The sequence below is a fragment of the Polaromonas sp. 39-63-25 genome (assembly GCF_002278925.1).
Classification (GTDB): domain Bacteria; phylum Pseudomonadota; class Gammaproteobacteria; order Burkholderiales; family Burkholderiaceae_C; genus Polaromonas.
Genome location: NZ_NCJH01000004.1, coordinates 94308 through 120999 on the forward strand (window position 1 = coordinate 94308; position 26692 = coordinate 120999).

The following is a 26692-nucleotide window of genomic DNA, read 5'->3' on the forward strand; positions in this document are numbered from 1 at the left end:
AGGTGCCGGTGGCAGGCCGATTCGCTGATGCCTTGATTATTGCAGTTCGCCGGAAAGCTCGACGACCGTTCCTCGTCCCGTCAGGAAAGCCGCCTTCACTGGCGCGCCGGGGTAAATCAGTTGCACCGCCGCCCGGTAGTCCTGCAACTGGGCCATCAGCCCAGGCTGCAGCTCCGGCGCGGCTGCCGATTTGTAGTCAAGCACCCACCAGTGGCCTTCATGGCCGGCGTCCTTGCGCTGCACCAGGCGGTCCAGCCGCAGTGCCTGGCCGGCATAGACCAGATCCACCTCGTTGCCCTGCCAGGCCACAGTTTCCGCGCTCCAGGCCCAGGCACCCTCGCCCGCCAGAATGCGCCCGGCCAGTCCGGCAGCCTCGGCCGCCTGCGCCGGGCTCAGGCGAAACTCGCGCGCCGCTGCCTTCACCTGTTCCGTCGACAAGGCACCGCCCCACTCCAGCAGGCGATGCATGGCCTTGCCGATGCGTGCCTTCAGCGAGTCTTCGTCCACCCGCTCCACAGCAGGCGCAGCGGGCGCCAGACCTTCGGGCAAGGCAGGCAGCTCGGGCAGGTAAAACACGCCGCTGTCCGCCAGGTCCGGCCGCGCTGCGGCAGATTCGTCGGCCACCGGTGCAGGCAGCTCGCCCACCAGTGCCTGCAAGCGCTGCCACCAGCTTTCAGTGGTCACGCGGTGCGGTGCTATGGAGGAAATCACCAGCGTATGGCGGGCGCGCGTCAGCGCCACATACAGGGCGTTGAGTTCTTCGCGCTTGCGCGCGGCCAGCTCGCTGGCCAGCGTGTCGGCGGCGCAGGCCGGCGGCCGGCTTTCGCTGACCAGGAAGACAAACTTGCGCGGCTCGGTCGCCTCGCCGGGCCAGTCGACCAGCACGCCCATGCTGTCGGCGTTGCGTTCCACGGTGTCGGTGTCCAGCAGCAGCACGGCCTCGGCTTCGAGTCCCTTGGCGCCATGAATCGTCAGTAGCCGGACCGCCTCGCTGCTGACGGCTGCCGGCGCCTGGGTGCCACCGGCCTTGAGCGCGCGCACAAAACCATAAGGCGTGGCGTAACGCCCACCATCCAGCGCCAGCGACACACCCAGCAGCGCGCGCAGATTCGCCAGCACCGCGCTGCGCTGCGCCGCCGGGGCCGCCGCGCCAAAACGCGCCAGCACGTCGCCGTCGTCGTAAATGCCCTGCAACGCATCGTGCGGCGGCAGGCGGTCCAGCCAGCTCTTCCACTTGGTCAAAACCGGACCCAGCCCTTTCAGGTCGGGCGCAAGCAGCTCCTCTTTTTGTAGCAGGCTGTACCACGGCAGGTGGTGCTCGCGCTGCAGCAGGGCCAGTTGCACCAGGCATTCATCGCCCAGGCCAAACAGCGGGGAACGCAACGCGCGCGCCAGCGACAGGTCGTGCTGCGGCGACACCAGCACGTCGAGCAGCGCCACCACATCCAGCACTTCGCAGCAGTCGATGAGTTCGGTTTTCTCACCCACTTGTGCAGGGATGTGCAGCGCACGCAGTTCATCCTGCAGCGGCAGCAGGCCGGCGCGCTTGCGCGAGAGGACCATCACGTCTTGCGGCCTGAGGCCACCCGCTACCTGTTCTGAAATCCAGGCAGCAGCCTGGCGCGCTTCGCGCGTGCGCAGGGTTTCTTCCGGCAGCTCGCGCGGCGTTGTCAGGCTGTCGCGCCAGCCGGCGGCCAGCGGCGAGGTTTCTTCTTCGTCCTTGTTCCGCGGGATGGGCGGCAGGCGGCCCACGGCGCCGGCCAGGCCCGAGGCCGTGGTGTGTTCGCGAAAGCCCTCGTACGCGTCGGTTTCGCGCGCTGTGGCCATGACCGAGTTGACGGTGTCGATCACGGCTTCTGCATTGCGCCGGGTGTGGTCGCAGCTGAGCAGATCACCGCCCAGGCCGTGCACCACAAAAGCCTGCGCGGCACGAAACACCTGCGGCTCGGCACGGCGGAAGCGGTAAATGCTTTGTTTGGGGTCACCCACCAGGAACACGCTGGGTGCGGTGCCGGCACCCGAGTAGCCGATGAGCCAGGCGTACAGCGCCTGCCACTGCAGCGGGTTGGTGTCCTGGAACTCGTCGATCATCAAATGCCGGATGCGCGCGTCCAGCCGCTCCTGCACCCAGCCCGACAGCACCGGGTCGGCCAGCATCAGCAGCGCGGCGCGTTCAACATCGTTCATGTCGACCCAGCCGCGGTCGCGCTTCAAGCCGGTGAACTGGGCAATCAGCACACGCGTCAGGCGCGCCATGCGCTGCTGGTAGAGCCAGGCGTCGTGCTGCTGGCGGGCCGCCACCACGCGCAGCACCAGATCCTGGGCCATGCGTACCTGTTCGATGCCGACGATTTTTTCGCCGAACTTGCGGGGCGTGCCCTTGTCGGTCAGCAGGGCCGCGATGGCCGCCGGGAAGTCGCCGGCCGTCAGCGCACGCTCCAGCTCCACCCCCTTGGCCGAAAAAGTCGGCGCGCTCGCGCGGCCCAGCGCCACGGCGGCGTCACTGAGGGTTTGCCGGTGAAAGCGGTTGGTGCTGAGCGACTCTTCCGGTTCATCAAGGCCGCCAAATTCGGTGAACTGTGCGCTGAAGGCTTGCACCGAGGTGTCGATCACGCCTTTTTCATCGGCCAGCGTGAACTCGGTGCGCTTGTCGAGTGCGGCCTGCAGCGCCTTGTCGGTCTGGAAGCGCCCATAGGCCAGCACCACCGCCTCAAAGTCGGCCTTGAGCGCGGCATCAGCCGAAACGGCTGCGTAAAAGCGCCGCCACACCAGCGCGCGCGCCGGCGCGTCGTCTTCCAGCAGCTCGTAGTTCACCGGCAGCTCCAGGCGCTGCAGCACCGCCACCGGCGCGCTGCGCAGCAGGGCCGCAAACCAGCTGTGGAAGGTGCGGATCTGCACCGAGCGGCCGCTGGCCAGAATGGATCGGTATAAATTTGATAGCTGCTCGCGCACGGCCTGTGCGGACTGCAGGCCTTTTTGGCTTGAAAAATCAGCCTGGACGCCGCGCATCTCCAGTTCGCGCTGAAGGGTGGCGTCATCGGCATGGGCAAAAGCCTTGAGCCATTCGTCCAGCCGCTCGCGCATTTCGCCGGCGGCTTTTTTGGTGAAGGTGATGGCCAGAATCTCGTGCGGCAGCACCTGCTGCCCCGGTGCAGCCGTGGCCCCGTCAAGCAAGGCGCGCACGATGCGCGACACCAGCATCCAGGTCTTGCCCGCACCGGCGCAGGCCTCCACCGCCACGCTGCGCCGCGGGTCGCAGGCGATGGCGTAGAACGCATCAGCGGAGACCGGCGCGCCGTTGCACTCGTAGGCGGCGGTGTGGGGAATCAGCGATGGGGTTGAAGCGCTCATACGCCCTCTCCTGCCGTGGATTCCCCGTCCAGACTCCAGAAGTCTTTACGACAGAGTCCTCGGGCAGCGCAGTAATCGCAGGCCTTGCCTTCGCCCAGCGCCGGCAGTTTGGCACCGCGTTCAATACGTGCCATGTCGGTCAGGATGCTGTCGATGAGTTCGTCGCGCAGGCCGACGATGTCGGGCTGCTCATAGGTTTTGGTGGGTTCCTTCTCGCCCAGGTTGACGTAGGCCGCTGCCAGCGTGTCGTCGCTCATCAAGGCGGCATAAAACGCCAGTTGGGTGTCTTCCTGGCCGTTCTTGATGCGCTCGCTCGTGGTGGTGCGCGGCTCGGTCTTGTAGTCAATCACCAGAGCATGCCCGTCGGGCTGGCGATCGATGCGGTCAAGTTTGCCGAGCAGCGTGAGCGTGCCGACGGGCACCTCGCGCCAGACTTCGGCTTCATCGAACACCGCGCCGGTGGCTTCGTGGTCGGCCAGCCATTTCAAATAGCCCTCGCGTACGCCGGGCCAGGCCGCGGCAAAGGGCAAAAACTCGCTGTCGCTGAGTGCCAGCTCCTGCGTGGCGCGCTCGGCCGCTATATTTATCATAGCTGTCCGCGCTGATGCATCGGTCGTTGGCGCCGCCTTGAGTGCTTCATGGAAATGCCGCAGCAGGCTGTGCAGCCAGTTGCCGAAGTCGCGCTTGCCCAGCTCGCTTTCGAGTTCTTCAGGCTCCTGCAGCCGCAGCTGGCGCAGCGCAAAAAAGCGGTAAGGGCAACGCCGCAGGTCTTCATAGGCGCTGGCCGAAAGACGGTTGACGGGCAAGGCCTCGCCGGTCGGAAAGGGATGGAGCGTGGGCTGGGTGGCCACGGCACGCAGGCTGCGAGGGTCGGTGGCCATGCCCTGTGCTGCGTCCCGGTCCAGCAGCAGCTCCTGCACAAAGCCGCTGGGGATCAGGTGTTCGCCCGACTCACTGGTACGCCAAAGCACATCGAGATGCGGCATGTGCAGGGCATAGTGCCAGGCCTGGCGCTGGCCGGCGGCAAGCACTTCCCGCGACGGCAGGCCCAGCAACTCGCGCTGGCCGGGCGTCCAGGGGCCGGCGGGTTCCGGCGACACCGGCAGGCGGATTTCATCGCAGCCCGGCAGCACCACGGCCTGCATGGGCCGCCCAAGCAGTTGCTGCAGCGGCAGGATGACCACTTGTTCTGCGGGCGGATGCACAGGGGAAAATTTGCCGCCTTCCAGCGCCTGGTTGGCCCACTGCGTGAAGTCATGCAGCCGCATCACCGGCGATGCTTCAAATTCGGTTTCGGCGCCTTCATGCAGGCGCAGCACATCCAGCACCGTTTGCCCGGCCTCGTCCTGCGCCAACGCATCCCACTGCCCCGCCGATTGCAAAAGGGTGCGCAGGTCGCGCAGCCATATCGCCAGAGGGCGGGCCCGGCCGAATGGGCTGCGCAACGCGTTCACTTCGCGCGCCAACGGCCCCGTTGCCGCAAAGGCGGTCGGCAGGAGGCCTTCTTCCGGAAAATCCGGCAGGTCGCGCCAGGCGCGCACACCGGTCTTGCGCAGTTCGGTTTCGGCAGCCGTGACCAGGGCGGCGTCAAATGCCGCTGCGTTTTTCAACCAGTCCAGCACGGCGTCCGTCGATGCATCCCAGGGCATGGCGCGCAGCAGGCTCATCAGGCTGGCGGCAGCCCGGGTGGTCGAGAGCTTCCAGCCGGTTTCGTCACGCATGGCGATACCGCGCTCTGCCAGCATGGCGCCGACACGGCGCGTGAGTTGCCGGTCCTGCGCAATCAACGCCACCGGGCTGCGGCCTTGCGCCAGGTGCGCCAGCACGCAGGCGGCAGCCCGGCCGGCTTCGTCTTCTGCGTCCTGCGCAATATGCAGCGCGGGGGGTGCCGAGGACTCTTCCAGGGAAAGGCAGAGCGGGATGGAAACCGAACGTTCGCCGAAATGGGCCTCGAGGGCTTCAATGAGCGGGTCGGCCTGAAAGCCTTCCAGCACGGCAAACAGCTGCGGGTTCGCCTGGAAAAGGCGGTCTGTGGGATAGGAAGAAGCCGCCGCCCAAGCCAGCGCTATGCGCCCCACGGCCGCCTCGAGTGCCAGCACCGGCGAATCCAGGCCCGCACCCAGCGTCAGCGCGAGCCGCTCGCTCCAGGCCCGGCGCCCGGCCGGCACGACGGCAGCGGCCACACCAGCCAGGCTCCAGGCCGCCTCGACCAGCCGGCCGGCCAGTGCGTCCTGCTGGGCGCCCAGGCCCGCACGGCCCAGCAGCGATGCGGCTGTGAGCATGTCGACCGCCACATCCATGCGCACATCGTCGCCCGAAGGGACATGCAGGCCCAGCGTGCCGCCCAGGCCGCTGGCCCAATTCATGGTGGTCTCAAAGCGGGGAACAAAAAAAGTCTCCCCCGCCTGCGCAGCCCAGGCCCGGCGTGCCTGCTGGATCAGCTGGGCATAGGGCAGCAACACCACGACCTCTGCCGGGTGGACCTCCCGCGCCCGCACCACGGCTGCCAGCTGGCCCATCGCCTGCTGCCAGCACAGCGCATCAGGCGTAGGCAAGGCGGCGTCGGCGGTCGGGGCGAGTGGCATGGCAGGGTTGGAGATAGGCTGGTCGCAGGAAAGAAATGGGCAAAGTCCGTGAAATGAAGCGGGCGCGGTGGCCAAACGCCGCAAATTGAATAATCGCTATCGGAGCCATAGCCCCGGCGTGTCCGACCCGGCCACTTGCTTTCTGCCACAATGACTGCAACTTTAGTCCCCAACGTATCGTAACCATCCTAACCAGACAAAGGAGCCGCCATGGCGAGCGAACTGATCAAACATACCACCGATGCCACCTTCGAAGCCGACGTGCTGCAGGCCTCCAAACCCGTGCTGGTCGACTACTGGGCCGAGTGGTGCGGCCCCTGCAAGATGATTGCCCCGATTCTGGACGAAGTCGCCACCGGTTACGACGGCCGCCTGCAGATCGCCAAGATGAATGTGGACGAAAACCGCGACATTCCCGCCAAGTTCGGCATTCGCGGCATCCCGACGCTGATGCTGTTCAAGGACGGCCAGCTGGCCGCCACCAAGGTCGGCGCCATGAGCAAGGCGCAACTGACCGCCTTCATCGACCAGCAACTGGTCTGATCGGCCTTGTCCCCAGCCACCGGCGCGCTGTCCCTGCACAGCCTGCCGGTGCGCCATCCGGCATGAAGCGGATCGGCAGGACCTGCTCCCGCACCTCCATCGCCCCGATAACCACCCCCAATTTCCTGTCATAATGGCCCTGTTCGCTGACCGGCTGCTGCCGGCCGGTTCGAGTTCCCGGTTTGTGAAGCGCCTCTAGCTTCCTTTCAGACCTCCCCCGTTTTTTATCTGAACTCCGCGAGGAGTTGACTTCACGCAAGGTTTCCCCATGCACTTAAACGAACTCAAGGCACTGCACGTGTCTGAAGTCCTCAAGCAGGCCGAAGAGCTTGAGATCGAAAACACCGGCCGCATGCGCAAGCAGGAGCTGATGTTCGCGATCATCAAGAAGCGCTCCAAAACGGGTGAAACCATCGTTGCCGACGGCGTGCTCGAAGTGCTGCCCGACGGCTTCGGCTTCCTGCGTGCGCCGGACTCCAGCTACACCGCCTCCACCGACGACATCTACATCAGCCCGAGCCAGATCCGCCGCTTCAACCTGCACACCGGCGACATGATCGAAGGCGAAGTGCGCACCCCGAAAGACGGCGAGCGCTACTTTGCCCTGAACAAGCTCGACAAGGTCAACGACGGCGCACCTGAAGCCAACAAGCACAAGGTGATGTTCGAGAACCTGACGCCGCTGTTCCCGCGTGAGCAGTTCAAGCTCGAGCGCGACATCAAGGGCGAGGAAAACCTGACCAGCCGCATCATTGACATCATCGCCCCCATCGGCAAGGGCCAGCGCGCCCTGCTGGTGGCGCCGCCCAAGTCCGGCAAGACCGTGATGATGCAGAACATCGCCCACGCCATCACCGCCAACTACCCCGAAGTGGTCATGATGGTGCTGCTGGTCGACGAGCGCCCTGAAGAGGTCACCGAAATGCAGCGCAGCGTGCGCGGCGAAGTGATCTCCTCGACCTTTGACGAACCCGCCGCGCGCCACGTGCACGTGGCCGAAATGGTGATCGAGCGCGCCAAGCGCCTGGTCGAACTCGGCAAGGACGTGGTGATCCTGCTGGACTCCATCACCCGCCTGGCCCGTGCCTACAACAACGTGCTGCCCTCTTCCGGCAAGGTGCTGACCGGCGGTGTGGACGCCAACGCGCTGCAGCGCCCGAAACGTTTCTTCGGCGCCGCGCGCAAGATCGAGGAAGGCGGCAGCCTGACCATCATCGGCACCGCGCTGGTCGATACCGGCAGCCGCATGGACGAGGTGATCTTCGAGGAATTCAAGGGCACCGGCAACTGCGAAATCCACCTGGACCGCCGCCTCTACGAAAAACGCGTGTTCCCGGCGATTCACCTGAACCGCAGCGGCACCCGCAAGGAAGAACTGCTGCTGGCCCCCGAAATCCTGCAAAAGTCGCGGATTTTGCGCCAATTCATGTACAACATGGACGAAATCGAGTCCATGGAACTGATGCTCAAAAACATGAAAGCCACCAAGAACAACCACGAGTTCTTCGACATGATGAGGCGGGGTGGTTAGCCCCCTGCCCGCTGACTGAATTAGTCCAGCCGGGGCCGCGGAACCGGCTTTGCCGGGCCGCAGGCGCAGCGCCCCCTCGGGGGGCAGCGTTTACACGCAGTGAAAAAGCGTGGGGGCCCCGTAAGTGCTTGATTCCATGGCATAATGTGAGGCTTCACGGAAAGTGCTCAGAACTGGTTTGAGTGGCTCCCGAAACGAACAAGGAAAGATCATGAAAGAAGGCATTCACCCCAACTACCGCGAAGTTTGTTTCCTGGACATGTCCAACAACTTCAAGTTTGTGACCCGTTCCTGCGCCAACACCAAAGAAATGGTGAAGATGGAAGACGGCCGCGAACTGCCGCTGTACAAACTCGATACGTCGAGCGAATCGCATCCGTTTTACACCGGCACACAGAAATCCGTGGACAACATGGGTGGCCGCGTCGAGAAATTCCGCAACCGTTTTGGCAAGACCGCTGCCAAAGACGCTGCAGCACCTGCTGCCGAGTAAGCTGCAAAACTGCTCCGGCCACACGAAAAAGCAGCCTGAATGTCAGGCTGCTTTTTTTTTGCCCCAAAATCGGGCCTTCCGTCCAGCCTGACCTCCCTTGAACAAACCCTCGCCAGCCATCATCGCCCAGTCTGCAGTTCGCCGCCTGCCCCGGCTGGCGCTGCTGCTGTTCTGCGTGGCCTATATCCTGCCCGGCTTCCTCGGTCGCGGCCCCTGGAAAAACGCCGACATTGCGGCCTTCGGCACCATGCGCGAACTGGCTGCCGGCAACACCAGCTGGCTGCATCCGCTGCTGCTGGGGCAGGTCGGCGAGTTTGAAGCGCTCGCGCCCTACTGGATGGGCGCATTGGCGATCAAGGCCCTGCCCTTTCTCGACCCTGCTTTTGCGGTGCGGATACCGTTCGGCCTGCTGCTGGCGCTGACGCTGCTGTGTACCTGGTACGCCGTCTATTACCTGGCGCGCAGCCCGCAGGCCCAGCCCGTGGCGTTTGCCTTTGGCGGGGAAGCCAGCCCGGTCGATTACGCCCGGGCCATTGCCGATGCCGCCCTGCTGGCCCTGATCGCCAGCCTCGGCCTGGCCCAGCTATCCCACGAAACCACACCCGCGCTGGCGCAGCTCGGTTTCACGGCATTGGCTTTTTATGCCGTGGCGGCCAGCGCCTACCGCAACGCCTGGAAAGTGATGGGTCCTGCCCTCGGGCTGGTGGTCGGCTTGGCCGGCCTGGCCCTGAGCGGCGCCCCCACGGTGGCCGCGCTCCTGGGTGCCGGCAGCACGCTGGTGGCATGGGGCAACGCGCAAAGCGCCCGGCCCGACAACAACCCGGCCCATGCCTGGCGCTGGGTGCTGCTGACCGGGGGTCTGACCCTGGCGGTGGCCGCTCTGTCCTGGGGGCTGGATCTGTGGCGCTGGCGCATCGAAATTCCCGGTCTGGAAAGCCCGGCAGATCGCAAGGAATGGCGCAGCGTGGCGCGTCTGCTGATCTGGTTCGCCTGGCCCACCTGGCCACTGGCCGCGTGGACCCTGTGGCGCTGGCGCCGGCAGCTGACCAGCCGGCATGTGGCCCTGCCGCTGTGGTTTGCACTGGTGGCGCTGGCCGCCACGGTGACCACCACCGCGTCGGACCGCAGCCTGCTGCTGAGCCTGCCGCCGCTGGCGGCACTGGCCGCCTTTGCCTTGCCCACCCTCAAGCGCAGCGTGGCCTCGCTGATTGACTGGTTCACGCTGCTGTTTTTCACCGGCTGCGCCATCATCATCTGGGTGATCTGGATTGCCATGCAGACCGGCATGCCCAGGCAGCCTGCCGCGAACGTCGCCAAGCTGGCGCCTGGCTTTGAGCCCAGCTTTTCGTGGCTGGCATTTTTGGCCGCTGCGCTGGCCACCCTGGCCTGGGCCTGGCTGGTCAAGTGGCGGGCCGGCCGCCAGCGCGCGGCGGTGTGGAAGTCCATGGTCTTGCCCGCTGGCGGCGCCACGCTGTGCTGGCTGCTGCTGATGACGCTGTGGCTGCCCCTGCTCGACTATGCCCGCAGCTACGCGCCGCTGTCGCGGCAGGTCGCGGCGCGCGTCGAGCCCGGTGCCTGCGTCGAGGTATACGGCCTGAACAGCGCCCAGGTCGCCGCCTTCCAGTACCACGGCCACATGGAACTGCGCCGGGCTGGCGCCAAAGCCGTCTGCCCCTACATGGTGGTCGATGCCGACGCCCAGGGCGCGCTCAGCGAAACCGTGGACATGCCAGAGTGGGCCTACCTGGCCACCCTGAGCCGCCCCACCGACAAAAACGAAAACGTGGCACTGTACAAAAGAGTCAGCGTGGCGGCTGCCGGCCAGGGGGCAGACCCGGGCACGGCACCTGCCCGCCAGCGACCGTAGGCGGCCTGCCGCCCTGCGCCGGAAGGAGACGCGCAGGACGCGCTACGGGCAATGCGGCCCTTCTCCTACGCCCGTTTGCGTCAACAAGCTCTGGCGAAGGCGTTGACGCTCGGGAAAAATGATGCATGACCAAGCTATCCGTTCGTTCGACCTCTCCCGCAGACATTGACGCCTTGCTGAAGCTGCAGGCCCATGTTTATCCCACCATTGCCCCCTGGCGGCGCGATCAGCTGGCCCACCAGTTGGACCTGTTCCCCGAAGGACAGCTGGTCGCCACGCTGGACCAGCGCATTGTCGGCTGCGCCAGCTCGCTGGTGATTGCCTGGGACGAATGGGCAGACGAGCACACATGGTCCCAGATCACCGCCGCCGGCACCTTCGACACGCACAACCCGGCAGGATTCACCTTGTACGGCGCGGAAGTTTTTGTCGATCCGCGCCTGCGCGGCAAACGGGTAGGCCACGCCCTGTACGAAGGCCGGCGCCGCATCTGCCGGCAACTCAACCTCCGGCGAATCATTGCCTGCGGCAGACTGCCGGGGTACAGCGTCGTGGCGCAGCAGATGTCGATTGAGCTCTATGCAAAAAAAACGCTGTGGGGGGATTTCGTGGACCCCGTGCTGAGCTTTCAGCTGCGTGAAGGATTCCGCTACTGCGGCATCATGGAAAATTACCTGCCCGAAGACAGCGACTCTCTCGGCCACGCAGCACTGATCGCCTGGGTCAACCCGGACTACGACCCGACGAGAAAACCGACCCTGCAGCTGGCTGCGGCCCTGCAGCAGGAGGCAACAGCATGAGCAGCACCGACCTCGCGCGCGACCCCGCGCACAAACCCCAGCAGACCACGGTACGCATCGCGGCGGTGCAATACCTGCTGCGCGCCATCAGCGACTGGGACGGTTTCGAGAATCAGGTCCGCTTCGTGATGAAAGCAGCCGGCGACTACAAACCCCAGTTCGTGATGTTTCCGGAAATCTTCACCACCCAGCTGCTGTCCTTCATGGACACCAGCGACCTGCGCAGCGCCGTGCGGGAAATGGACAGCTACACGGGCCGCTACATCGCGCTGTTCACCGAGCTGGCTGCGCATTGGGGTGTTCACATCATCGGCGGCAGCCACCCGACCATCACCAACGGACGCCTGCTCAACACCGCCTATCTTTTCACGCCCGGCGGCAAGGTGTTCACCCAGGACAAGATTCACCTGACACGCTGGGAAAAGGAGAAATGGAAGGGAGACCCGGGCAACGAACTGAAGGTGTTTGAAACGCCGTACGGTCGCATCAGCATCCTGATCTGCTACGACATCGAATTCCCCGAACTCTCGAGAAAGGTGTGCGAACAGGGCGCCGACATCATCTTCGTGCCGTCCTGCACCGACGACAGGCAGGGTTTCTGGCGTGTGCGCTACTGCTGCCATGCGCGCGCCATCGAGAACCAGGTGTACGTAGCCGTGACCGGGACCGTGGGCAATCTCGCCGTCGAAGGTCTGGGTCTTCATTTTGGCCAGGCCGCGATCATCACCCCGTCCGACTTTCCCTTCGCGCGGGACGGCATCGCTGCCGAGGGTGTGCCCAACATGGAGCAGATCGTGATTGCCGACGTGGACCTGGGCAAGCTGGTCAGCAACCGGGTCAACGGCACCACCATCCCCCTGTACGACAAGCGGGTCGACGTCTACGCCAACGATGTCGAGATCGTCTCCACGGTCTGACACAGCCGGTCAAGGCCGCACCCGCCGGAGGAATCAGACCGGCTGGAGCGGGCGCACCCGGCCGGCGGGAAAAACGATGGAAAAGCGCGAACCCTGGCCAGGTTGGCTCTCGATGCGGAGTTCGGCGCCATGACGCTGCGTGACGTGTTTGACAATCGCCAGGCCCAGCCCCGTGCCACCGGTTTCGCGTGAGCGGCTGCTGTCGACCCGATAGAAGCGCTCGGTCAGGCGCGGGATGTGCCCAGGCGCGATGCCGGGCCCGGAATCCTTGACGGAAAACTCGGCACGACCGTCCGGCAGCGTCTGCCACCTGACCTCGATGCGGCCACCCGCCGGCGTGTAGCGAACCGCGTTATTGAGAAGATTGGACATCGCACTGAGCAACTCCGCCTGCGAACCGGCGATCTCCTCGTCTGCCGCATCTTCCACCCGCAAGTCATGCTTTTTCCCGCTTCCGTCGGTAAGCAGGACCGACAAGGCCCGCCCTTCCTGCTCGCACAGGGTCAGCAGGGCACGCACGGATACCCATTCACTGCTTCCCGGTGGCGGACTACCCTCCAGCCGCGACAGCGTCAGCAGGTCGTTGACCAGCGTCTGCATGCGCTCAGCCTGCCTGGCCATCAGGGCGAGGTAACGGGCGCGCTCCTCGTCATCGAGCGGCAGGGTCTGCAGAGTTTCCACAAAACCTGTGAGCACGGTCAGTGGCGTGCGGATTTCGTGCGACACGTTGGCCACGAAATCGCGACGCATGGTTTCTGCCTGTTCCAGCGCCGTGACGTCACGCGACAGCAGCAACTTGCGACCTTCGCCGTAACGATGCAAATGCACAGCCAGCCTGACGGGCCGGCTGGCCGTGCTGCGCGGGCCGATGATGACGATTTCGTGCAGGAAGTCGTCGCCCGCCAAATAGCCCGCAAAATGAGGGTCCCGCAGCAGATTGCCGACATGCTGCATGACATCCTTTTTCGGGTCGAAGCCGAAATGGACCGCAGCGGTCTCGTTGCACCACTCGATGCGGTTGTTTTTGTCGAGCAGGATCACCCCGTTCGGGGAAGCCTGAATGGCGGCAAGGAATTCCTGCAGCCGCGCCTCGCTGTCTGCCGCTTTCTGCTCCCGCGCCCTGATCAGCCGCCAGGTCCGGTCGGCCACTTCACCCCACAGGCCATCAACCCTGGCCGGAACAGCCGTCTCGCCGCGTTTGAGCCAAAGCAGCAGGCGGGCACCGCGCCGCAGGTCTATCAGCACCCACAACGCACTCGCAGCCAGCAAGCCCAGGATGGCGCCCTGCGTAGGGCTGCTGCCGCGAAACAGGAACCGGCCCAGCGATGCGCCTGCCAGCTGGAAAAGGAAGAAACGGAAAAGACGCCACGTCATGCGCGGATTGTGGGGGAAAAACAATCCCTCATGAGGTTCGGGGACGAGCGGTCAGCCGGTAGCCCGCGCCTCGCACTGTTTCCACCAGTGCACCGGCAGGGCCCAGGGCTTCGCGCAGGCGCTTGACATGGACATCCACCGTCCGCTCCTCAATGAACACATGGTCACCCCAGACCTTGTCGAGCAACTGGCCCCGGCTGTGAACGCGCTCCACATGTTTCATCAGGTAGTGCAGCAGCTTGAACTCCGTCGGCCCCAGCTTGAGCTCTTCGTTCTCAAAAGAAATGCGGTGTGTGGCGGCATCGAGCACCAGGGCTCCCACCGTCACACTGTCATTCATGGTCTCGGGTGCACGCCGCCTGAGCACGGCGCGGATGCGGGCCAGCAACTCCTGGGTGGAAAAAGGTTTGGTGATGTAGTCGTCCGCACCGGCATCCAGACCAGCGATCTTGTCCGGCTCGTCGCCCTTGGCCGTGATCATCAGGATGGGGATGGCCTTGGTGCGCGCGCTGGCGCGCCATTTCTTGGCCAGCTGCAGACCGCTGTGGCCAGGCAGCATCCAGTCCAGCAGGATGACATCCGGCAACACGGCATCGAGCTCGCGCTGGGCAGCATCGCCGTCGGCCGCCCAGATGGGCTGGAAGCCGTTGTGCCTGAGGTTGACGGCAACGAGCTCGGCGATCGCCGGCTCGTCTTCCACCACCAATACGCGGGGTACAGTCTTCATAAGCAGCGATCCATGGTCAGCGGACCGCGGACTCTATCGCCTCCATGGAGGTGTGGCGCACGTCGGCGCCCTTGACCACGTAAATGATGAACTCCGCGATGTTTTTCGCGTGGTCACCGATACGCTCTATGGCCTTGGCCACGAACAGCAGGTCCAGGCTGGACGAAATGGTGCGGGGATCTTCCATCATGTAGGTGATCAGCTTTCGCACGAAACCGTCAAACTCCTTGTCGATGGCATCGTCTTCCTTGAGGATGGACACGGCCACATTGACATCAAGCCGGGCAAACGCATCCAGTGCCTTGCGGAGCAGGCCGGAGGCCAGGTCGGCAGCGATGCGCAGCTCGGAAGACGGCAAGGTGCGCGTGGCGCCGCTGTCGATGATGGAGCGCACCATGCGTGCGATCTTTTCCGCCTCATCGCCGGCACGCTCGAGATTCGCGGTGGTTTTGGAAATGGCGATCAGCAGGCGCAGGTCGCGGGCCGTGGGCTGGCGGCGCGCGATGATGGAAGACAGCTCCTTGTCGATATCTATCTCCATGGCATTTACGCGAGACTCCATGTCGGTGACTTCAGTTGCGGCTTCGGCACTGAATTGGGCGAGCGCATAAACCGCAGTGCGAATCTGGGACTCGACCAGCCCGCCCATTTCCATGACGCGGCTGGAGACGCTGGTCAGTTCGCTGTCGAACTGGCTGGACAGATGTTTATCACTCATGATCAACCAAACCTTCCTGTAATGTAATCTTCAGTTTCCTGCCGTTTTGGCTTGAGGAATATCTGGTCGGTCTCGCCAAACTCGATGAGTTCGCCAAGGTACATGTACGCGGTGTAGTCGCTGCAACGCGCCGCCTGCTGCATGTTGTGGGTGACGATGGCAATGGTGTAGTCCTGCTTCAGTTCATGCACCAACTCCTCCACCTTGCCCGTGGAGATCGGGTCCAGCGCGGATGTGGGTTCATCGAGCAGCAGCACAGACGGCTTGACGGCCACGCTGCGTGCGATGCAAAGTCGCTGCTGCTGGCCGCCGGACAGCGACAGGCCACTCTGGCTGAGTTTGTCCTTGACCTCATTCCACAGTGCCGCCTTGGACAAGGCCCACTCCACGCGATCGTCCATTTCGCCCTTGCTCAGGTTTTCATAGAGCTTCACGCCAAACGCGATGTTGTCGTAAATCGACATCGGAAACGGCGTGGGTTTCTGGAAGACCATGCCAATGCGAGCCCTCAGCAGGTTGATGTCCTGCTTGGGGTCCAGGATGTTCTGCCCATAAAAGTTGATCTGGCCTTCGGCGCGCTGGCCCGGGTAGAGGCTGTACATGCGATTGAGCGTGCGCAGCAGCGTGGACTTGCCGCAACCCGACGGGCCGATGAAGGCCGTCACCTTGCGTTCCTCGATATCGAGGTTCACGTTCTTGAGGCCCTGAAATTTACCGTAGAAAAAGTGGAGCTTGCGCAGCTCAAGGGCATTTTTTTTTGCTTGCACGGCGGCTGGAGTATCTGGCATGGTGGATTCCGGGTCTTGAGAAGGTCAGATGTTTTGGAGGGACGGCGGCATTAACCCGGCGCCTTTTCACGCAGGAACACACGTGCCACGATGTTGAGCACGAGTACCGACAGGGTGATCAGCAAGGCGCCTCCCCAGGCCAGGCGTATCCAGTTCTCGTAGGGGCTGAGTGCAAACTGGAAAATCACCACCGGCAGATTGGCCATGGGCGCACCCATGTCGGTGCTGAAAAACTGGTTGTTGAGCGCGGTAAACAGCAGAGGCGCAGTCTCCCCGCTCATGCGCGCGACCGCCAGCAGCAGACCCGTCATGACGCCGCTTTTGGCCGCCCGAAGCGTAACCAGCGTGGCCACCTTCCAGCGGGGGGCACCGAGTGCAAACGCCGCTTCACGCAAACTGCCGGGCACCAGGCGCATCATGTTTTCCGTGGTACGCACCACCACCGGCACCGCGATCAGGGACAGCGCCAGGCTGCCGGCCCAACCGGAAAAATTGCCCACGGTGGCCACCGCGATGGCGTACACAAACAGTCCCAGCACAATGGAGGGAGCGGAAAGCATGATGTCCGTGACGAAACGTGTCAGTTCGGCGGTTTTGCTCTGGTCACCGTACTCGGCCAGGTACACGCCGGCAAAAACCCCGATGGGCGTGGATACAAGTACCGCGAAGCCGACCATCATCAGGCTGCCAACGATGGCGTTGGCCAGGCCCCCGCCTTCGCTGCCCGGCGCGGGTGTGGACTGGGTGAACATGTTCCAGTCCAGCGCCGCAAAGCCGTTGGCGAACAGCACACTCAGGATCCACAGCAGCACGACCAGACCAAGCACCATGGCGCCCATGGAAAGCGTCAGGCCGATGGCATTGGAACGCCTGCGGCTTGTGTAGAGTTGTTGGTTGAGTTTCATCAGGGCTTCCCGATTTGTTGGAGTGTGTGGCAGGGGCTCAGAGGCCCTTGGCCTTCTCGGCGCGCAACATCAATATCTTGGCGAGTGAAAGCACGATGAAGGTAATGACGAAGAGCAGAAAACCCAGTGCAAACAGGGTGGAGAGGTGGAAGTCGGCCGCTTCCCCAAACTCGTTGGCCAGCGTGGATGCAATCGATGTGCCCGGCGAAAACAGCGAGGTGGGCATGCGGTTGGCATTGCCGATCACAAAGGTTACCGCCATGGTCTCACCCAGCGCACGACCCAGGCCAAGCATGATCCCGCCAATGACGCCCTTCTGGGTGTAGGGCAGGACCACCCGCCTGACCACTTCCCAGGTGGTGCATCCCAGACCGTAGGCCGATTCGCGCAGGATGGGCGGCACGATCTCGAACACATCGCGCATCACTGCAGCCACAAACGGCAGGACCATGAAGGCCAGCACAATGCCGGCGGCCAGAATCCCGAAACCGTTGGTGCTGCCGCCGAACAGGAAACCGATCAGCGGCATGCCGCCCAGCAGTTGCTGCACCGGCATCTGGAAGTAGTCGGCAAACAGGGGCGCAAATACAAACAGGCCGAACATGCCGTAAATGATGGAGGGCACCGCAGCCAAAAGCTCAACTGCGATCCCCAGGGGACGGCGCAGCCAGACAGGACAGGTCTCGGTGAGAAACAGCGCGATGCCAAAAGCCAGCGGCACTGCAATCAGCATGGCCAGTCCGGAACTGGCGATGGTGCCAACGATGGCAATCGCGGCGCCGAATTCCTCGTTGATGATGTCCCATTCAACGCGCCAGATGAAGTTGAAGCCGAACTTCTGGAACGTGGGCCAGGCGTTGATGAACAAGGAGATGATGATGCCCACCAGGGCAATCAGCACCAGCAGCGAAAAGCTCTGGGTGACGCGGTGAAACAGGATGTCCTGGAAGCGTTGCCGCCTGGCGATCGACGCCATGTTGGGGTTGACGGTCTCGACAGGCGCATTTAGCGGATTCATGGCGATTTCCATGCTCATTTTGACTCCCATGTGAGGTCATCCAATCTGATAAACCGACATCCGCCGGCCGGACTTGCCGGACGGCGGATGTCATTTCAGGATCAGTTCAACTCACTTCGCGATCTGCGACCACACCTTGGTGCGGATCTGGGCAGTCAGCGCGTCGGGGAGCGGCACGTAGTCGAGCTCGGAAGCCATGCCTTTGCCGTTTTTGAAGGCCCAGTCAAAGAACTTTAACACCTCGGCGGACTGCGCTTTGTCGGCTGGGTTCTTGTACATCAGGATGAAGGAAGCCGTGCTCACGGGCCAGCTGTCTGCGCCCTTGGCATTGACCATGGAGACGCCCATGCCGGGCACGCTGAACCAGTCGGCACCCGCGGCAGCGGAGGCAAATGCAGCATCGTCCGGGCTCACATACTTGCCATCGGCATTCTGCAGCTGCAGGAAATTCATCTTGTTCTTCTTCACGTAGGCGTATTCCACGTAACCCAGCGCGCCCTTGACGCGGTTCACGTTGGCGGCCACGCCTTCGTTGCCCTTGCCGCCGACGGAAGACGGTGCAGGCCACTTCACGGCAGCACCCTTGCCCACGGTGTCGGCCCATTCCTTGCTGACCACTGTCAGGTAGTCGGTCCAGTTGAAGGTCGTGCCGGATCCGTCAGCGCGGTGCACCACGGTGATGTTCTGGTCAGGCAGTGTCTTGCCGGGGTTCAGGGCTACCAGTTTGGGGTCGTTCCACTTGACAACCTTGCCCAGGAACATCTCGGCCAGCACGGGGCCGGTGACGCGCAGTTCGCCAGGCTTGAAGCCTTCGAGGTTGATCACGGGCACGGTGCCGCCGATGATGGCGGGAAACTGGACCATGCCATCCTTGTCCAGGTCCGCGCCGGGCACGGGTGCGTCAGACGCGCCGAAAGCAACCGTCTTGGCGCGAATCTGGCGGATGCCGCCCGACGAACCGATGGACTGGTAGTTCAGGCCGGTGCCGGTCGCCTTTTTGTAGGCTTCGGCCCACTTGGCGTAAATCGGGAAGGGGAAGGTCGCGCCGGCGCCGGTGATGTCGGCGGCCATGGCGGAACCCATGCCCAGAGTGGCAAAAGCGGCGACGGCCATTGCTTTGAGGAAAATGCGCTTGTGTTTCATGTGGCTCCTTACGGTTGGATAAACGGGTCAACAGGCTGTACTGTAGAAGCTCAATGTGACAGGTACGTGACAAACGCATGAAAAAACAGGACCCGATTTTACCAATCGGTCATTCGTGGCTCCCACAACCGGCCCCCCCCCTGTCCGCAGCCCGGATTGGCCGCGTTTCACAGCCCGGTCACCGGCGCCCGGCACTCTGCCTGATTGTGTCGTTTCCCAACGGCAGGTAGCCCTTCCGGGCCCCTGCCGCCATGCCCGTCCCGGCACTGTCGTTCCGCGTGAATGCTATGCTGGCTGCGCCCCAAACAATCACTCACACATGCAAAATGGAACCCGCCTGGCTGCCGTGGACCTTGGGTCCAACAGCTACCGCCTCGAAATAGGCCGTCTCGATCACGGCCAGATCCACCGTACCGAATACCTCAAGGAAACCGTGCGCCAGGGCAACGGCCTGGATGAGGATCGCAACCTCACGCCGGAAGCCATGCAGCGCGGCTGGGACTGCCTGGCGCGGTTTGGCGAGCGCCTCGCCGGCTTCAAAAAGGGGGAGGTGCACGCCGTCGCCACCCAGACCCTGCGCGAAGCCCGCAACCGCGACGTTTTTCTGCAGCGCGCCCACAAGGTGCTGGGTTTTCCCATCGACGTGATCTCCGGACGCGAGGAAGCCCGCCTGATCTACCAGGGCGTGGCGCACCTGCTGCCGCAGTCCGGCGAACGCCGCCTGGTCGTGGACATCGGGGGCCGGTCCACCGAAATGATCCTGGGCAAGGGCCTGGACGCGGTGACCATGGAGTCCTACCGCGTCGGCAGCGTGGGCTGGTCGATGAAGTATTTCCCCGACGGCCAGTTCACCGCGCGGGCCTTCCAGACGGCCGAGGTGGCCGCCAAGGCAGTGCTGGACGAAGCCATCAATCTCTACCGCGGCGGCTGGGACGTGGCCTACGGCTCGTCGGGCACGGTCGGTGCTGTGAGCGATGTGCTGATGGCCGGGGGCTGGCCCCAGGGCCTGGTCACGCGCGAAGGGCTGGACTGGCTGCTGGACCGCCTGCTCAAGGCCCAGAGCGCAGAGCGCCTCAAGCTCGAAGGCATGAAGGACGACCGGCGTGCCGTGATTGGCGGCGGCGTCAGCGTGCTGCGCGCGGTGTTCGAGCTGATGGGCATCAAGCAGATGCAGACCGCCCAGGGCGCCCTGCGTCATGGCGTGCTGTACGACCTGCTCGACCGCGAGGAAGAAACGACCGACCTGCGCTCGACCAGCGTGCAGCGGCTGACCCGCAAGTTCGACACCGACACCGCGCAGGCCCAGCGCGTGAGCAGGATCGCCCGCGCCCTCTTCGCGCAAGCCAGCACCGGCCTGTCGCCGGCCGAACTGGGGCGTGTCCAGCGCAAGCTCGACTGGGCCGCCCTGCTGCATGAAATCGGCAGCCACATCTCGCACAGCGATTACCACAAGCACGGCGCCTACATCCTGGACAACGCCGATGCACCGGGCTTCACCCTGCAGGAACTGCACCGCCTGAGCCTGCTGGTGCTGGGCCACCGCGGCAAGCTGCGCAAGCTGGAGGCCGATTTCGAGGACGAGGTTTTCGTGCTGCAGCTGCTTTGCCTGCGGCTGGCGGTGATCCTGTGCCACGCGCGTCGCGACCCCGATGTCAAGGGCGTGCAGATCGCCAGCGCCGGTAATCGCCAGTTTTCGCTGGTCTGCCGACCGGGTTGGGCCGAGGCCTACCCCCAGTCAGCGCACCTGCTGCGTGAAGAAGTGCTGGCCTGGCAGAAAACGCCCTGGAGTCTGGCGCTCGAAGGACTCTGAAGGCCTGAGGGACGGGGCTTGACCTGTTTTTCAAGAACGGTATAAACTGTATATACTGTTTACTCCGAAAGACATTCACATGGCAACTGCGAAAAAATCCGGCCTCCCAGTGAAAGCCGGCACCGCCTCCCGCAAGGCGCCCGTCAGGAAAGCGGCAACACCCGTCACGAAAGCCAGAGCCCCTGTCGCCAAAAAGGCCATGACCCCGACCGCCCCCGTCAAAAACCAGACGATCAAGCCCAGGGCTGCCACCGCGTCGGAAAAACCCGAGAAGGTTAAAAAACCCAAACTGGTACGCGACAGCTTCACCATTCCCAAGGCCGAATATGTGGTGCTTGACGAGCTCAAGCAGCGCGCTGCCAAGTTGACCCAGCCGGTCAAAAAAAGTGAATTACTCAGGGCCGGCATCAAGGCACTGGCAGCCATGCAGGATGCAGCCTTTCTGACGGCGTTGGCCAATGTGCCGGCGATCAAGACCGGTCGCCCGACAAAGTCTTCCTGAACCAGCGCAGCCCAGCCGGCAGGCGTGGCTCAGAGCAGTTCGGGTGATTGCACCGTGACCACCACGGTCTGCAACCCCTCTTCGCGCTCACGCGTGCGCAGCCACCAGAGCGCCCCCTTCTTCACGGCGCATTCGCTTTCCTGGAGGCCCAGCAACTGGGCGATGGTTTGTCCCAGCGTCGGCTGATGGCCGATCACCAGGATAGGCAGCTTGTTGACCGGCCATTGCACCAGTTCGAGCAGTTGCGACGGCGGCGCGTCGGGCCCGAGTTCGGCACGGATCTTGTACTTGCGCCCCAGCGCCAGCGCCGTCTGCTCGCAGCGGCGCGCCGGACTCACGAGAATGCGCGCCCGCTCCGGCAATTGGCGGTCCAGCCAGGCCGCCATGCGGGCCGCCTGCTTCTCGCCTCTCGGTGTCAATGAACGTTCGAGGTCGTTCCCGCCCTGCGCGTCGGCAGGCGACTCTTCAGCCTCTGCATGACGCCACAGGATCAGGTCCATCGCTAGGCTTCCATCACGGCGTCGCCGGCCGAGTAACGGGCCATCAGCGCAGCCTGCGCGCCGTGTTGCTCGCCCCGCTGCGATGCGCCCGCCTGCAAATAGCTGCCATCGGGCTGCAGGTCCCAGGCGTCCTGGCTGTCATGCAGGTAGGCGACCAGGCATTCGTCAATGATGCGCTGGCGCAGCGCGGGATCGGTCACCGACCAGGCCAGCTCGACGCGCCGCAGCATGTTGCGGTTCATCCAGTCGGCGCTGGACAGGTACAGGGTTTCCTCCCCGTCACAGCGAAAATAGAACACGCGTGAATGCTCCAGGAAGCGGCCGATGATGGAACGCACCCGGATGTTGTCCGTCACCCCCGGGACGCCGGCAGGCAACATGCAGGCGCCGCGCACCACCAGGTCAATTTTCACGCCGCGTTGCCCTGCCCGGACCAGGGCCAGCATCAGGCCTTCGTCGGTCAGGGCGTTCATCTTGGCCACCAGGCGTGTGTCCTTGCCGAGCGCAGCGGCTTCCGCCAGGGCATCGATTTTTTCGATCAGCTTGCGCTGCAGCTGAAAAGGCGCCACCAGCAGGCGCTGCAGCTTGGGCAATTTGCTCTGGCTGGCCAGATGCCCGAAGACGCTGTCGATTTCCGCCGTCAACGTCGGGTCGCCCGTCAGGTAACTCACATCGGTGTAAAGGCGCGCGGTGTTCGGGTTGTAGTTGCCGGTGGAAAGATGCGCATAACGCACCAGCTGGCGACCTTCACGCCGCGTGACCAGCAGCATCTTGGCGTGGGTCTTGAGCCCGACCACGCCATACACCACCTGCGCCCCGATCGACTCCAGCATCTCGGCCCAGTTGATGTTGGCTTCCTCGTCGAAGCGCGCCTTGAGCTCGAGCACCACCGTGACTTCCTTGCCGCGACGCACCGCCTCGCGCAGCAGGACCATGAGTTCGGAGTCGGGCCCGGTTCGGTAAATGGTCTGCCGGATGGCCAGCACCTGCGGGTCGTTCACGGCCTCGCGCAGGAAATCGAGCACGCCGTTGAAACTCTCGAAGGGCTGGTGGATGGACACGTCGCCTTGCTTGAGCCGTTCAAAAAACGACTGCCCCGGCACCAGTTGCGTCGGGTAACAGGCCTTGTAGGGCGGAAAAAGCAGCTTCGGGTCATTGACCAGGTCCACCAGCTGGGTCAGGCGCACCAGGTTGACCGGACCGTGTACGCGGTACAAGGCTTCCTCCGGCAGGCTGAACTGGCCCAGCAGAAAATCCGATAGATGTTTCGAGCAACCGGCCGACACCTCCAGCCGCACCGCCTGCCCGTAATGACGCTGCTCCAGGCCCAGACGCAACGCGGTGCGCAGGTTTTTCACGTCGTCCTCATCAACCGCCAGGTCGGAATGGCGCGTCACGCGAAACTGCGAAAACTCCCCGACTTCGCGGCCCGGAAACAGATCGGCCAGGTGCGCCCGGATGATGCTCGACAACGAGACAAACAGCAGCTTTTTCTGCGAGCCCTTGTCGGGCATGTGGATCAGGCGCGGCAGTACCCGCGGCACCTTGACGATCGCGATGTCGTTCTCGCGGCCGAAGGCATCGCGCCCGCCGAGCCGGACAATGAAATTGAGCGACTTGTTGGCCACCTGCGGAAACGGATGCGAAGGGTCCAGCCCGACCGGAATCAACAGCGGCCGGACCTCACGCTCGAAGTAGGCCTTGACCCAGCGGCGCTGCGCCGCACTGCGGTCGCCGTGGGAAACGATCCGGATGCCCTGCTTCGCAAATTCAGGCATCAACTCGTCGTTGTACAGCGCGTACTGACGCGCCACCATGTCGTGGGCGGCGGCAGACAGGGTCTTGAAAGACTCGGCCGAGTAAGGCGCCTTCTGCTCCTGATTGAGCGCAGCCGTCAGGTGCAGTGCGGCGCGCACCTCGAAAAACTCGTCCAGGTTGGACGAAACAATGCACAGGAAGCGCAGCCGCTCCAGCAGCGGCACGTCGGGCCGCCTGGCCCAGTCCAGCACCCGCTCATTGAAAGCCAGGATGCTGTGATCCCGGTCCAGAAACTGGACGGCTGCAGCCGCGGCAGGGGCGCTCACAGCCGGGAGCGAATTGGCAGAAGTTTGAAACATGCGGTCCGAACTGGTAATTGTCATGAATCTGACTTGTCAGTGTGCGCTGGTTTGATGACAAATGCGTGACAACATCATGTCAAATGTTTCAGGCGGCTGCTTGCGCCGTCACCAGGGGACTGGTGGCCTGGCCACGTACCGGCACCAGATACCCTTCGAACAGCTGGGCGGCATGTGCCCAGCTGAAGTCCAGCGAACGGGCGCGCGCTTCATGGCGCGGCACCGCCATCGCGCTGTAACAGGCGTGCTTCAGGTCCTCATCCAGCACACCGCCGTGGCGGCTGCCGTCCGGCTTGCCCAGCACCTCCAGCGGACCGTCGACCGGGTAGGCCGCAACCGGCGTGCCGCTGGCCATGGCTTCGAGCATCACCAGGCCGAAAGTCTCCGACCGGCTGGGGAAAACAAACACATCGGCGGCGGCGTACACCTTGGCCAGCTCGTCGCGCGGCAGCACGCCAAGCCAGCGTACCTGCGGATAACGCTCCTTGAGCGACGCCTCCAGCGGCCCGACACCGCAGACCACCTTGGTCCCCGGAATGTCCAGTGCCAGGAAGGCCTCGATGTTTTTCTCATACGACACGCGGCCGACAAACAGCGACACCGGCCGCACCAGCGTGCCCATGCGGGGGTAGAGCCGCGCCTCGGGATGAAACGGGAACAAGGCGGTGTCCACCCCATGCGTCCAGCTGCGCAGCTGGCGAAAACCGCGCTGCTCCAGCATGCGCAACACACCGTGGGTGGGAACCATGACCCCGGAGGAGGCCTTGTGGAAGTGCCGGAACAGCGCATAACCCCAGGACAGCGGTATTTTCAACGCGGCATGGAGGATTTCCGGAAATTTGGTGTGGAACGCAGTGGTAAAACGCAGGCCCCGCTTGCGGCAATAGCTGCGCGCTGCCCAGCCCAGCGGGCCTTCGGTGGCGATGTGGATGGCTTCGGGCGCAAAGGCATCCAGCCGCCCGGTCAGCAAGGCTTTTGGGCGCACGGCCAGGTCGATGCCGGCATAACCCGGGCAAGGCCGCGTTTTGAACAGGCCGGGATGGATGACTTCCACCGTGTGGCCCAGGGCCTGCAGTTCACGCACCAGTTCCACCAGCGTGGTCACCACGCCATTGACCTGCGGCTGCCAGGCGTCGGTAACAAGGGCTATCTTCATGACTGTAACTGGCCCCCACGGTTGCTCACTTCGTGTAGCGCCCTGCCCCCCGGGGGGGCCGCTGCGCCTGCGGCCTGGCCAAGCCAGTTCCGCGGCCCCGGCTCGAACAGAGGGGAGACCTCTCCGCTAATTCCACTTTTCAGTGGCTCCCTTCGATGGGTTTCATGGGACGGCGCCCAGTGCAGCAGCTCCAGCTTGCCGTCGTAGTGTTCCACCAGCGCGGTGCGGCTTTCGACCCAGTCGCCGTCGTTGCAATACAGCACGCCGTTGATGTCGCGCATTTCGGCGCGGTGAATGTGGCCGCAGACCACCCCCTGGTGGCCGCGCCGGCGCGCCTCGTTGGCCACGGCGACTTCAAAGTCGGTGACGTAGTTCAGCGCGCTCTTGACCTTGTGTTTGAGGTAGGCCGAGAGCGACCAGTACGGCAGGCCCATGCGCGCGCGCAGGCTGTTGAGGTGGCGGTTGAGCTTGAGCGTGAATTCATACAGGTTGTCGCCCACATAGGCCAGCCAGCGGGCGCACTGCACGACAGCATCGAAATAGTCGCCGTGGACGATCCACAGGTGGCGGCCATCGGCCGTGACGTGGACCGCTTCTTCCATGACCTCGATGCCGCCGAACTGGTGGCCGATAAATTCACGCGCAAACTCATCATGGTTGCCGGGCACGTAGACAATCCGGCAGCCCTTGCGTGCGCGCCGCAGCAGCTTTTGCACCACGTCGTTGTGCGACTGCGGCCAGTACCATTTGCGCCGCAGTTGCCAGCCGTCCACGATGTCGCCCACCAGGTAGAGGTAGTCGCTCGGGTGCGCCTTGAGGAAATCCAGCAGCGCCGCGGCCTGGCAGCCTGGCGTGCCCAGATGCAGGTCGGAGATGAAGATGCTGCGGTAACGCTTGCGCAGTGCGGCGTCGTCATGCGCATCGTCCCCACCTTGCGGGAGACCGGGGTTGAGCGAACCAAGCTTGTCGAACAGCGTACGCATCAGGCCTCCCTCGCGGAAAAATGCTTGCGATAACGCGGCGGCAGGTCGGCAATACGCATCATCATGGGCAGGTCGGCTGAATTGAAGTCCGGGTCCCAGGCCGGCGCGCCCAGCACCCTGGCGCCCAGGCGCAGGTAACCCTTGATCAGCGCGGGCGGCTCGACGTCCAGCGAGTCGTCGAGCTGCTCAACCGGCAGGGCCAGGCGCGGCGTCACGTGGTATTCGATGGCGGCGAGGTGGCTTTGCCGCACCTGGCGCCAGATGCTGGCCGCGGCATGCCCGCTGCCGTATTCCGGATGGCCGCTGTGCTGCATCGGAATGCTGGCGCAGCCAATCATGGTGTCGAGCTGGTTGCGCGCCATGAACTCGGCCAGCGCGCCCCACAAGGCCAGGATCACACCGCCGTGGCGGTAGTCGGCATGCACACAGCTGCGCCCCAGCTCAACCATGCGCTCGCGCAGGGCGCGCAGGCGCGTGAGGTCGAACTCCGTATCACTGTAGGTGCTGCCCACGCGTTTGGCCTGGGTCGGCGTCAGCACGCGGTAGGTGCCTATGACTTCCTGGCTGGCTTCGTCGCGCACCAGCAGGTGTTCGCAGAAATCGTCGAACAGGTCGATGTCGTGGCCCGGCACCGTGCTGGGCAGCGTCGCCCCCATCTCCAGCGCGAAGACCTGGTACCTCAGCCGCTGCGCCTGCCGGACCTCGTCCTGGTGCCGGGCCCAGCCTACCTGGATTTTCCCCGGCGCAGCCCCTTGAACAGCGACCGGATTGGCAGCATGAGAGCTTTGATGAAGTGACCCCCGTGGCATTGCGACTGGCGACAATGCAAAGGTGGGATTGGGCAGTTCTTTCATGATGGACTCC

22 protein-coding genes are annotated in these 26692 nt (G+C 64.0%); 8 read left to right on the top strand and 14 right to left on the bottom strand.

From position 1 onward, the window contains the following. Positions 1-36: 36 nt before the first annotated feature. Positions 37-3351 (bottom strand): exodeoxyribonuclease V subunit beta, encoded by a 3315-nt coding sequence (locus tag B7X65_RS05715; protein WP_293593334.1) that lies wholly within the window; start codon positions 3349-3351, stop codon positions 37-39. Further along, entirely contained in the window at positions 3348-5936 is a 2589-nt protein-coding gene (locus B7X65_RS05720) for a PD-(D/E)XK nuclease family protein (protein WP_293593335.1), read from the bottom strand. Before B7X65_RS05720 ends, B7X65_RS05715 begins: the two co-directional genes overlap by 4 nt. Positions 5937-6146: 210 nt before the next feature. Here B7X65_RS05720 and trxA point away from each other — a divergent pair, with 210 nt between their 5' ends. The 6 genes from trxA to B7X65_RS05750 all read left to right on the top strand — a co-directional run bounded on the left by trxA (position 6147) and on the right by B7X65_RS05750 (position 12087). Further along, entirely contained in the window at positions 6147-6479 is a 333-nt protein-coding gene (gene trxA / locus B7X65_RS05725; RefSeq protein ID WP_293593336.1) for a thioredoxin TrxA, read from the top strand. Positions 6480-6747: 268 nt separating this feature from the next. Next, positions 6748-8010 carry a transcription termination factor Rho gene (gene rho / locus B7X65_RS05730; protein WP_096662678.1) on the top strand — a complete coding sequence of 421 codons (1263 nt, stop codon included), beginning with the start codon at positions 6748-6750 and terminating at the stop codon, positions 8008-8010. Positions 8011-8221: 211 nt separating this feature from the next. Then, positions 8222-8503: a type B 50S ribosomal protein L31 gene (locus B7X65_RS05735; protein WP_096695864.1), complete on the top strand. Its 282-nt coding sequence runs from the start codon at positions 8222-8224 to the stop codon at positions 8501-8503. Positions 8504-8600: 97 nt separating this feature from the next. Then, the gene (locus B7X65_RS05740) at positions 8601-10370 is read left to right on the top strand and encodes a hypothetical protein (protein WP_293593337.1); all 1770 of its coding nucleotides are present in this window, start codon (positions 8601-8603) and stop codon (positions 10368-10370) included. A gap of 125 nt (positions 10371-10495) precedes the next feature. Next, positions 10496-11170, top strand: a complete 675-nt coding sequence (locus tag B7X65_RS05745; protein ID WP_293593338.1) for a GNAT family N-acetyltransferase — start codon at positions 10496-10498, stop codon at positions 11168-11170. After that, entirely contained in the window at positions 11167-12087 is a 921-nt protein-coding gene (locus B7X65_RS05750; RefSeq protein ID WP_293593339.1) for a carbon-nitrogen hydrolase family protein, read from the top strand. The genes B7X65_RS05745 and B7X65_RS05750 overlap by 4 nt, the downstream gene beginning before the upstream one ends. Before the next feature lie 33 nt (positions 12088-12120). Here B7X65_RS05750 and phoR read toward each other — a convergent pair whose 3' ends face one another. The 7 genes from phoR to pstS form a co-directional block, all read right to left on the bottom strand. Continuing rightward, the gene (gene phoR / locus B7X65_RS05755) at positions 12121-13461 is read right to left on the bottom strand and encodes a phosphate regulon sensor histidine kinase PhoR (RefSeq protein WP_293593340.1); all 1341 of its coding nucleotides are present in this window, start codon (positions 13459-13461) and stop codon (positions 12121-12123) included. A gap of 28 nt (positions 13462-13489) precedes the next feature. Next, complete coding sequence (phoB, locus tag B7X65_RS05760) at positions 13490-14188, bottom strand: phosphate regulon transcriptional regulator PhoB (protein WP_293593341.1); 699 nt, start codon at positions 14186-14188, stop codon at positions 13490-13492. 16 nt (positions 14189-14204) lie between these two features. After that, entirely contained in the window at positions 14205-14906 is a 702-nt protein-coding gene (gene phoU, locus B7X65_RS05765) for a phosphate signaling complex protein PhoU (protein WP_293593342.1), read from the bottom strand. Positions 14907-14908: 2 nt separating this feature from the next. Further along, on the bottom strand, positions 14909-15694 hold the full coding sequence (gene pstB, locus B7X65_RS05770) for a phosphate ABC transporter ATP-binding protein PstB (protein ID WP_293593343.1): 786 nt from the start codon (positions 15692-15694) through the stop codon (positions 14909-14911). A gap of 50 nt (positions 15695-15744) precedes the next feature. Further along, positions 15745-16599, bottom strand: a complete 855-nt coding sequence (gene pstA, locus B7X65_RS05775; RefSeq protein ID WP_293593344.1) for a phosphate ABC transporter permease PstA — start codon at positions 16597-16599, stop codon at positions 15745-15747. Between the two features lie 37 nt (positions 16600-16636). Further along, positions 16637-17617: a phosphate ABC transporter permease subunit PstC gene (gene pstC, locus B7X65_RS05780; protein ID WP_293602617.1), complete on the bottom strand. Its 981-nt coding sequence runs from the start codon at positions 17615-17617 to the stop codon at positions 16637-16639. Positions 17618-17728: 111 nt separating this feature from the next. Next, the gene (gene pstS, locus B7X65_RS05785; protein ID WP_293593346.1) at positions 17729-18760 is read right to left on the bottom strand and encodes a phosphate ABC transporter substrate-binding protein PstS; all 1032 of its coding nucleotides are present in this window, start codon (positions 18758-18760) and stop codon (positions 17729-17731) included. A 319-nt stretch (positions 18761-19079) separates the two neighbouring features. Between pstS and ppx the strand changes: the two genes are divergently transcribed. Together ppx and B7X65_RS05795 are read left to right on the top strand one after the other, a co-directional pair. Further along, positions 19080-20570, top strand: a complete 1491-nt coding sequence (gene ppx / locus B7X65_RS05790; RefSeq protein ID WP_293593347.1) for an exopolyphosphatase — start codon at positions 19080-19082, stop codon at positions 20568-20570. Positions 20571-20649: 79 nt separating this feature from the next. Then, complete coding sequence (locus tag B7X65_RS05795) at positions 20650-21072, top strand: hypothetical protein (RefSeq protein ID WP_293593348.1); 423 nt, start codon at positions 20650-20652, stop codon at positions 21070-21072. Between the two features lie 29 nt (positions 21073-21101). On the opposite strand, the gene B7X65_RS05800 is transcribed toward B7X65_RS05795, so the two are convergent. The 5 genes from B7X65_RS05800 to B7X65_RS05820 form a co-directional block, all read right to left on the bottom strand. Beyond that, positions 21102-21572, bottom strand: coding sequence for a histidine phosphatase family protein (locus B7X65_RS05800; RefSeq protein WP_293593349.1), 471 nt, complete (start codon positions 21570-21572; stop codon positions 21102-21104). A 2-nt stretch (positions 21573-21574) separates the two neighbouring features. Continuing rightward, a complete protein-coding gene (ppk1, locus tag B7X65_RS05805) occupies positions 21575-23689 on the bottom strand; it encodes a polyphosphate kinase 1 (protein ID WP_293593382.1) in 2115 nt (704 codons plus the stop codon). Positions 23690-23777: 88 nt separating this feature from the next. Then, positions 23778-24845, bottom strand: a complete 1068-nt coding sequence (locus B7X65_RS05810) for a glycosyltransferase family 1 protein (RefSeq protein WP_293593350.1) — start codon at positions 24843-24845, stop codon at positions 23778-23780. Continuing rightward, complete coding sequence (locus B7X65_RS05815; protein ID WP_293593351.1) at positions 24842-25828, bottom strand: UDP-2,3-diacylglucosamine diphosphatase; 987 nt, start codon at positions 25826-25828, stop codon at positions 24842-24844. The genes B7X65_RS05810 and B7X65_RS05815 overlap by 4 nt, the downstream gene beginning before the upstream one ends. Further along, positions 25828-26682 carry a GNAT family N-acyltransferase gene (locus B7X65_RS05820; protein WP_293593352.1) on the bottom strand — a complete coding sequence of 285 codons (855 nt, stop codon included), beginning with the start codon at positions 26680-26682 and terminating at the stop codon, positions 25828-25830. Before B7X65_RS05820 ends, B7X65_RS05815 begins: the two co-directional genes overlap by 1 nt. Positions 26683-26692 lie beyond the last annotated feature (10 nt).

Excerpts from the sequence above, each read along its gene's own strand:
- B7X65_RS05715 (WP_293593334.1), bottom strand. The coding sequence starts at position 3,351 with ATGAGCGCTTCAACCCCATCGCTGATTCCCCACACCGCCGCCTACGAG.
- B7X65_RS05720 (WP_293593335.1), bottom strand. The coding sequence starts at position 5,936 with ATGCCACTCGCCCCGACCGCCGACGCCGCCTTGCCTACGCCTGATGCG.
- trxA (WP_293593336.1), top strand. The coding sequence starts at position 6,147 with ATGGCGAGCGAACTGATCAAACATACCACCGATGCCACCTTCGAAGCC.
- rho (WP_096662678.1), top strand. The coding sequence starts at position 6,748 with ATGCACTTAAACGAACTCAAGGCACTGCACGTGTCTGAAGTCCTCAAG.
- B7X65_RS05735 (WP_096695864.1), top strand. The coding sequence starts at position 8,222 with ATGAAAGAAGGCATTCACCCCAACTACCGCGAAGTTTGTTTCCTGGAC.
- B7X65_RS05745 (WP_293593338.1), top strand. The coding sequence starts at position 10,496 with ATGACCAAGCTATCCGTTCGTTCGACCTCTCCCGCAGACATTGACGCC.
- B7X65_RS05750 (WP_293593339.1), top strand. The coding sequence starts at position 11,167 with ATGAGCAGCACCGACCTCGCGCGCGACCCCGCGCACAAACCCCAGCAG.
- phoR (WP_293593340.1), bottom strand. The coding sequence starts at position 13,461 with ATGACGTGGCGTCTTTTCCGTTTCTTCCTTTTCCAGCTGGCAGGCGCA.
- phoB (WP_293593341.1), bottom strand. The coding sequence starts at position 14,188 with ATGAAGACTGTACCCCGCGTATTGGTGGTGGAAGACGAGCCGGCGATC.
- phoU (WP_293593342.1), bottom strand. The coding sequence starts at position 14,906 with ATGAGTGATAAACATCTGTCCAGCCAGTTCGACAGCGAACTGACCAGC.
- pstB (WP_293593343.1), bottom strand. The coding sequence starts at position 15,694 with ATGCCAGATACTCCAGCCGCCGTGCAAGCAAAAAAAAATGCCCTTGAG.
- pstA (WP_293593344.1), bottom strand. The coding sequence starts at position 16,599 with ATGAAACTCAACCAACAACTCTACACAAGCCGCAGGCGTTCCAATGCC.
- pstC (WP_293602617.1), bottom strand. The coding sequence starts at position 17,617 with ATGAATCCGCTAAATGCGCCTGTCGAGACCGTCAACCCCAACATGGCG.
- pstS (WP_293593346.1), bottom strand. The coding sequence starts at position 18,760 with ATGAAACACAAGCGCATTTTCCTCAAAGCAATGGCCGTCGCCGCTTTT.
- ppx (WP_293593347.1), top strand. The coding sequence starts at position 19,080 with ATGCAAAATGGAACCCGCCTGGCTGCCGTGGACCTTGGGTCCAACAGC.
- B7X65_RS05795 (WP_293593348.1), top strand. The coding sequence starts at position 20,650 with ATGGCAACTGCGAAAAAATCCGGCCTCCCAGTGAAAGCCGGCACCGCC.
- B7X65_RS05800 (WP_293593349.1), bottom strand. The coding sequence starts at position 21,572 with ATGGACCTGATCCTGTGGCGTCATGCAGAGGCTGAAGAGTCGCCTGCC.
- ppk1 (WP_293593382.1), bottom strand. The coding sequence starts at position 23,689 with ATGTTTCAAACTTCTGCCAATTCGCTCCCGGCTGTGAGCGCCCCTGCC.
- B7X65_RS05810 (WP_293593350.1), bottom strand. The coding sequence starts at position 24,845 with ATGAAGATAGCCCTTGTTACCGACGCCTGGCAGCCGCAGGTCAATGGC.
- B7X65_RS05815 (WP_293593351.1), bottom strand. The coding sequence starts at position 25,828 with ATGCGTACGCTGTTCGACAAGCTTGGTTCGCTCAACCCCGGTCTCCCG.
- B7X65_RS05820 (WP_293593352.1), bottom strand. The coding sequence starts at position 26,682 with ATGAAAGAACTGCCCAATCCCACCTTTGCATTGTCGCCAGTCGCAATG.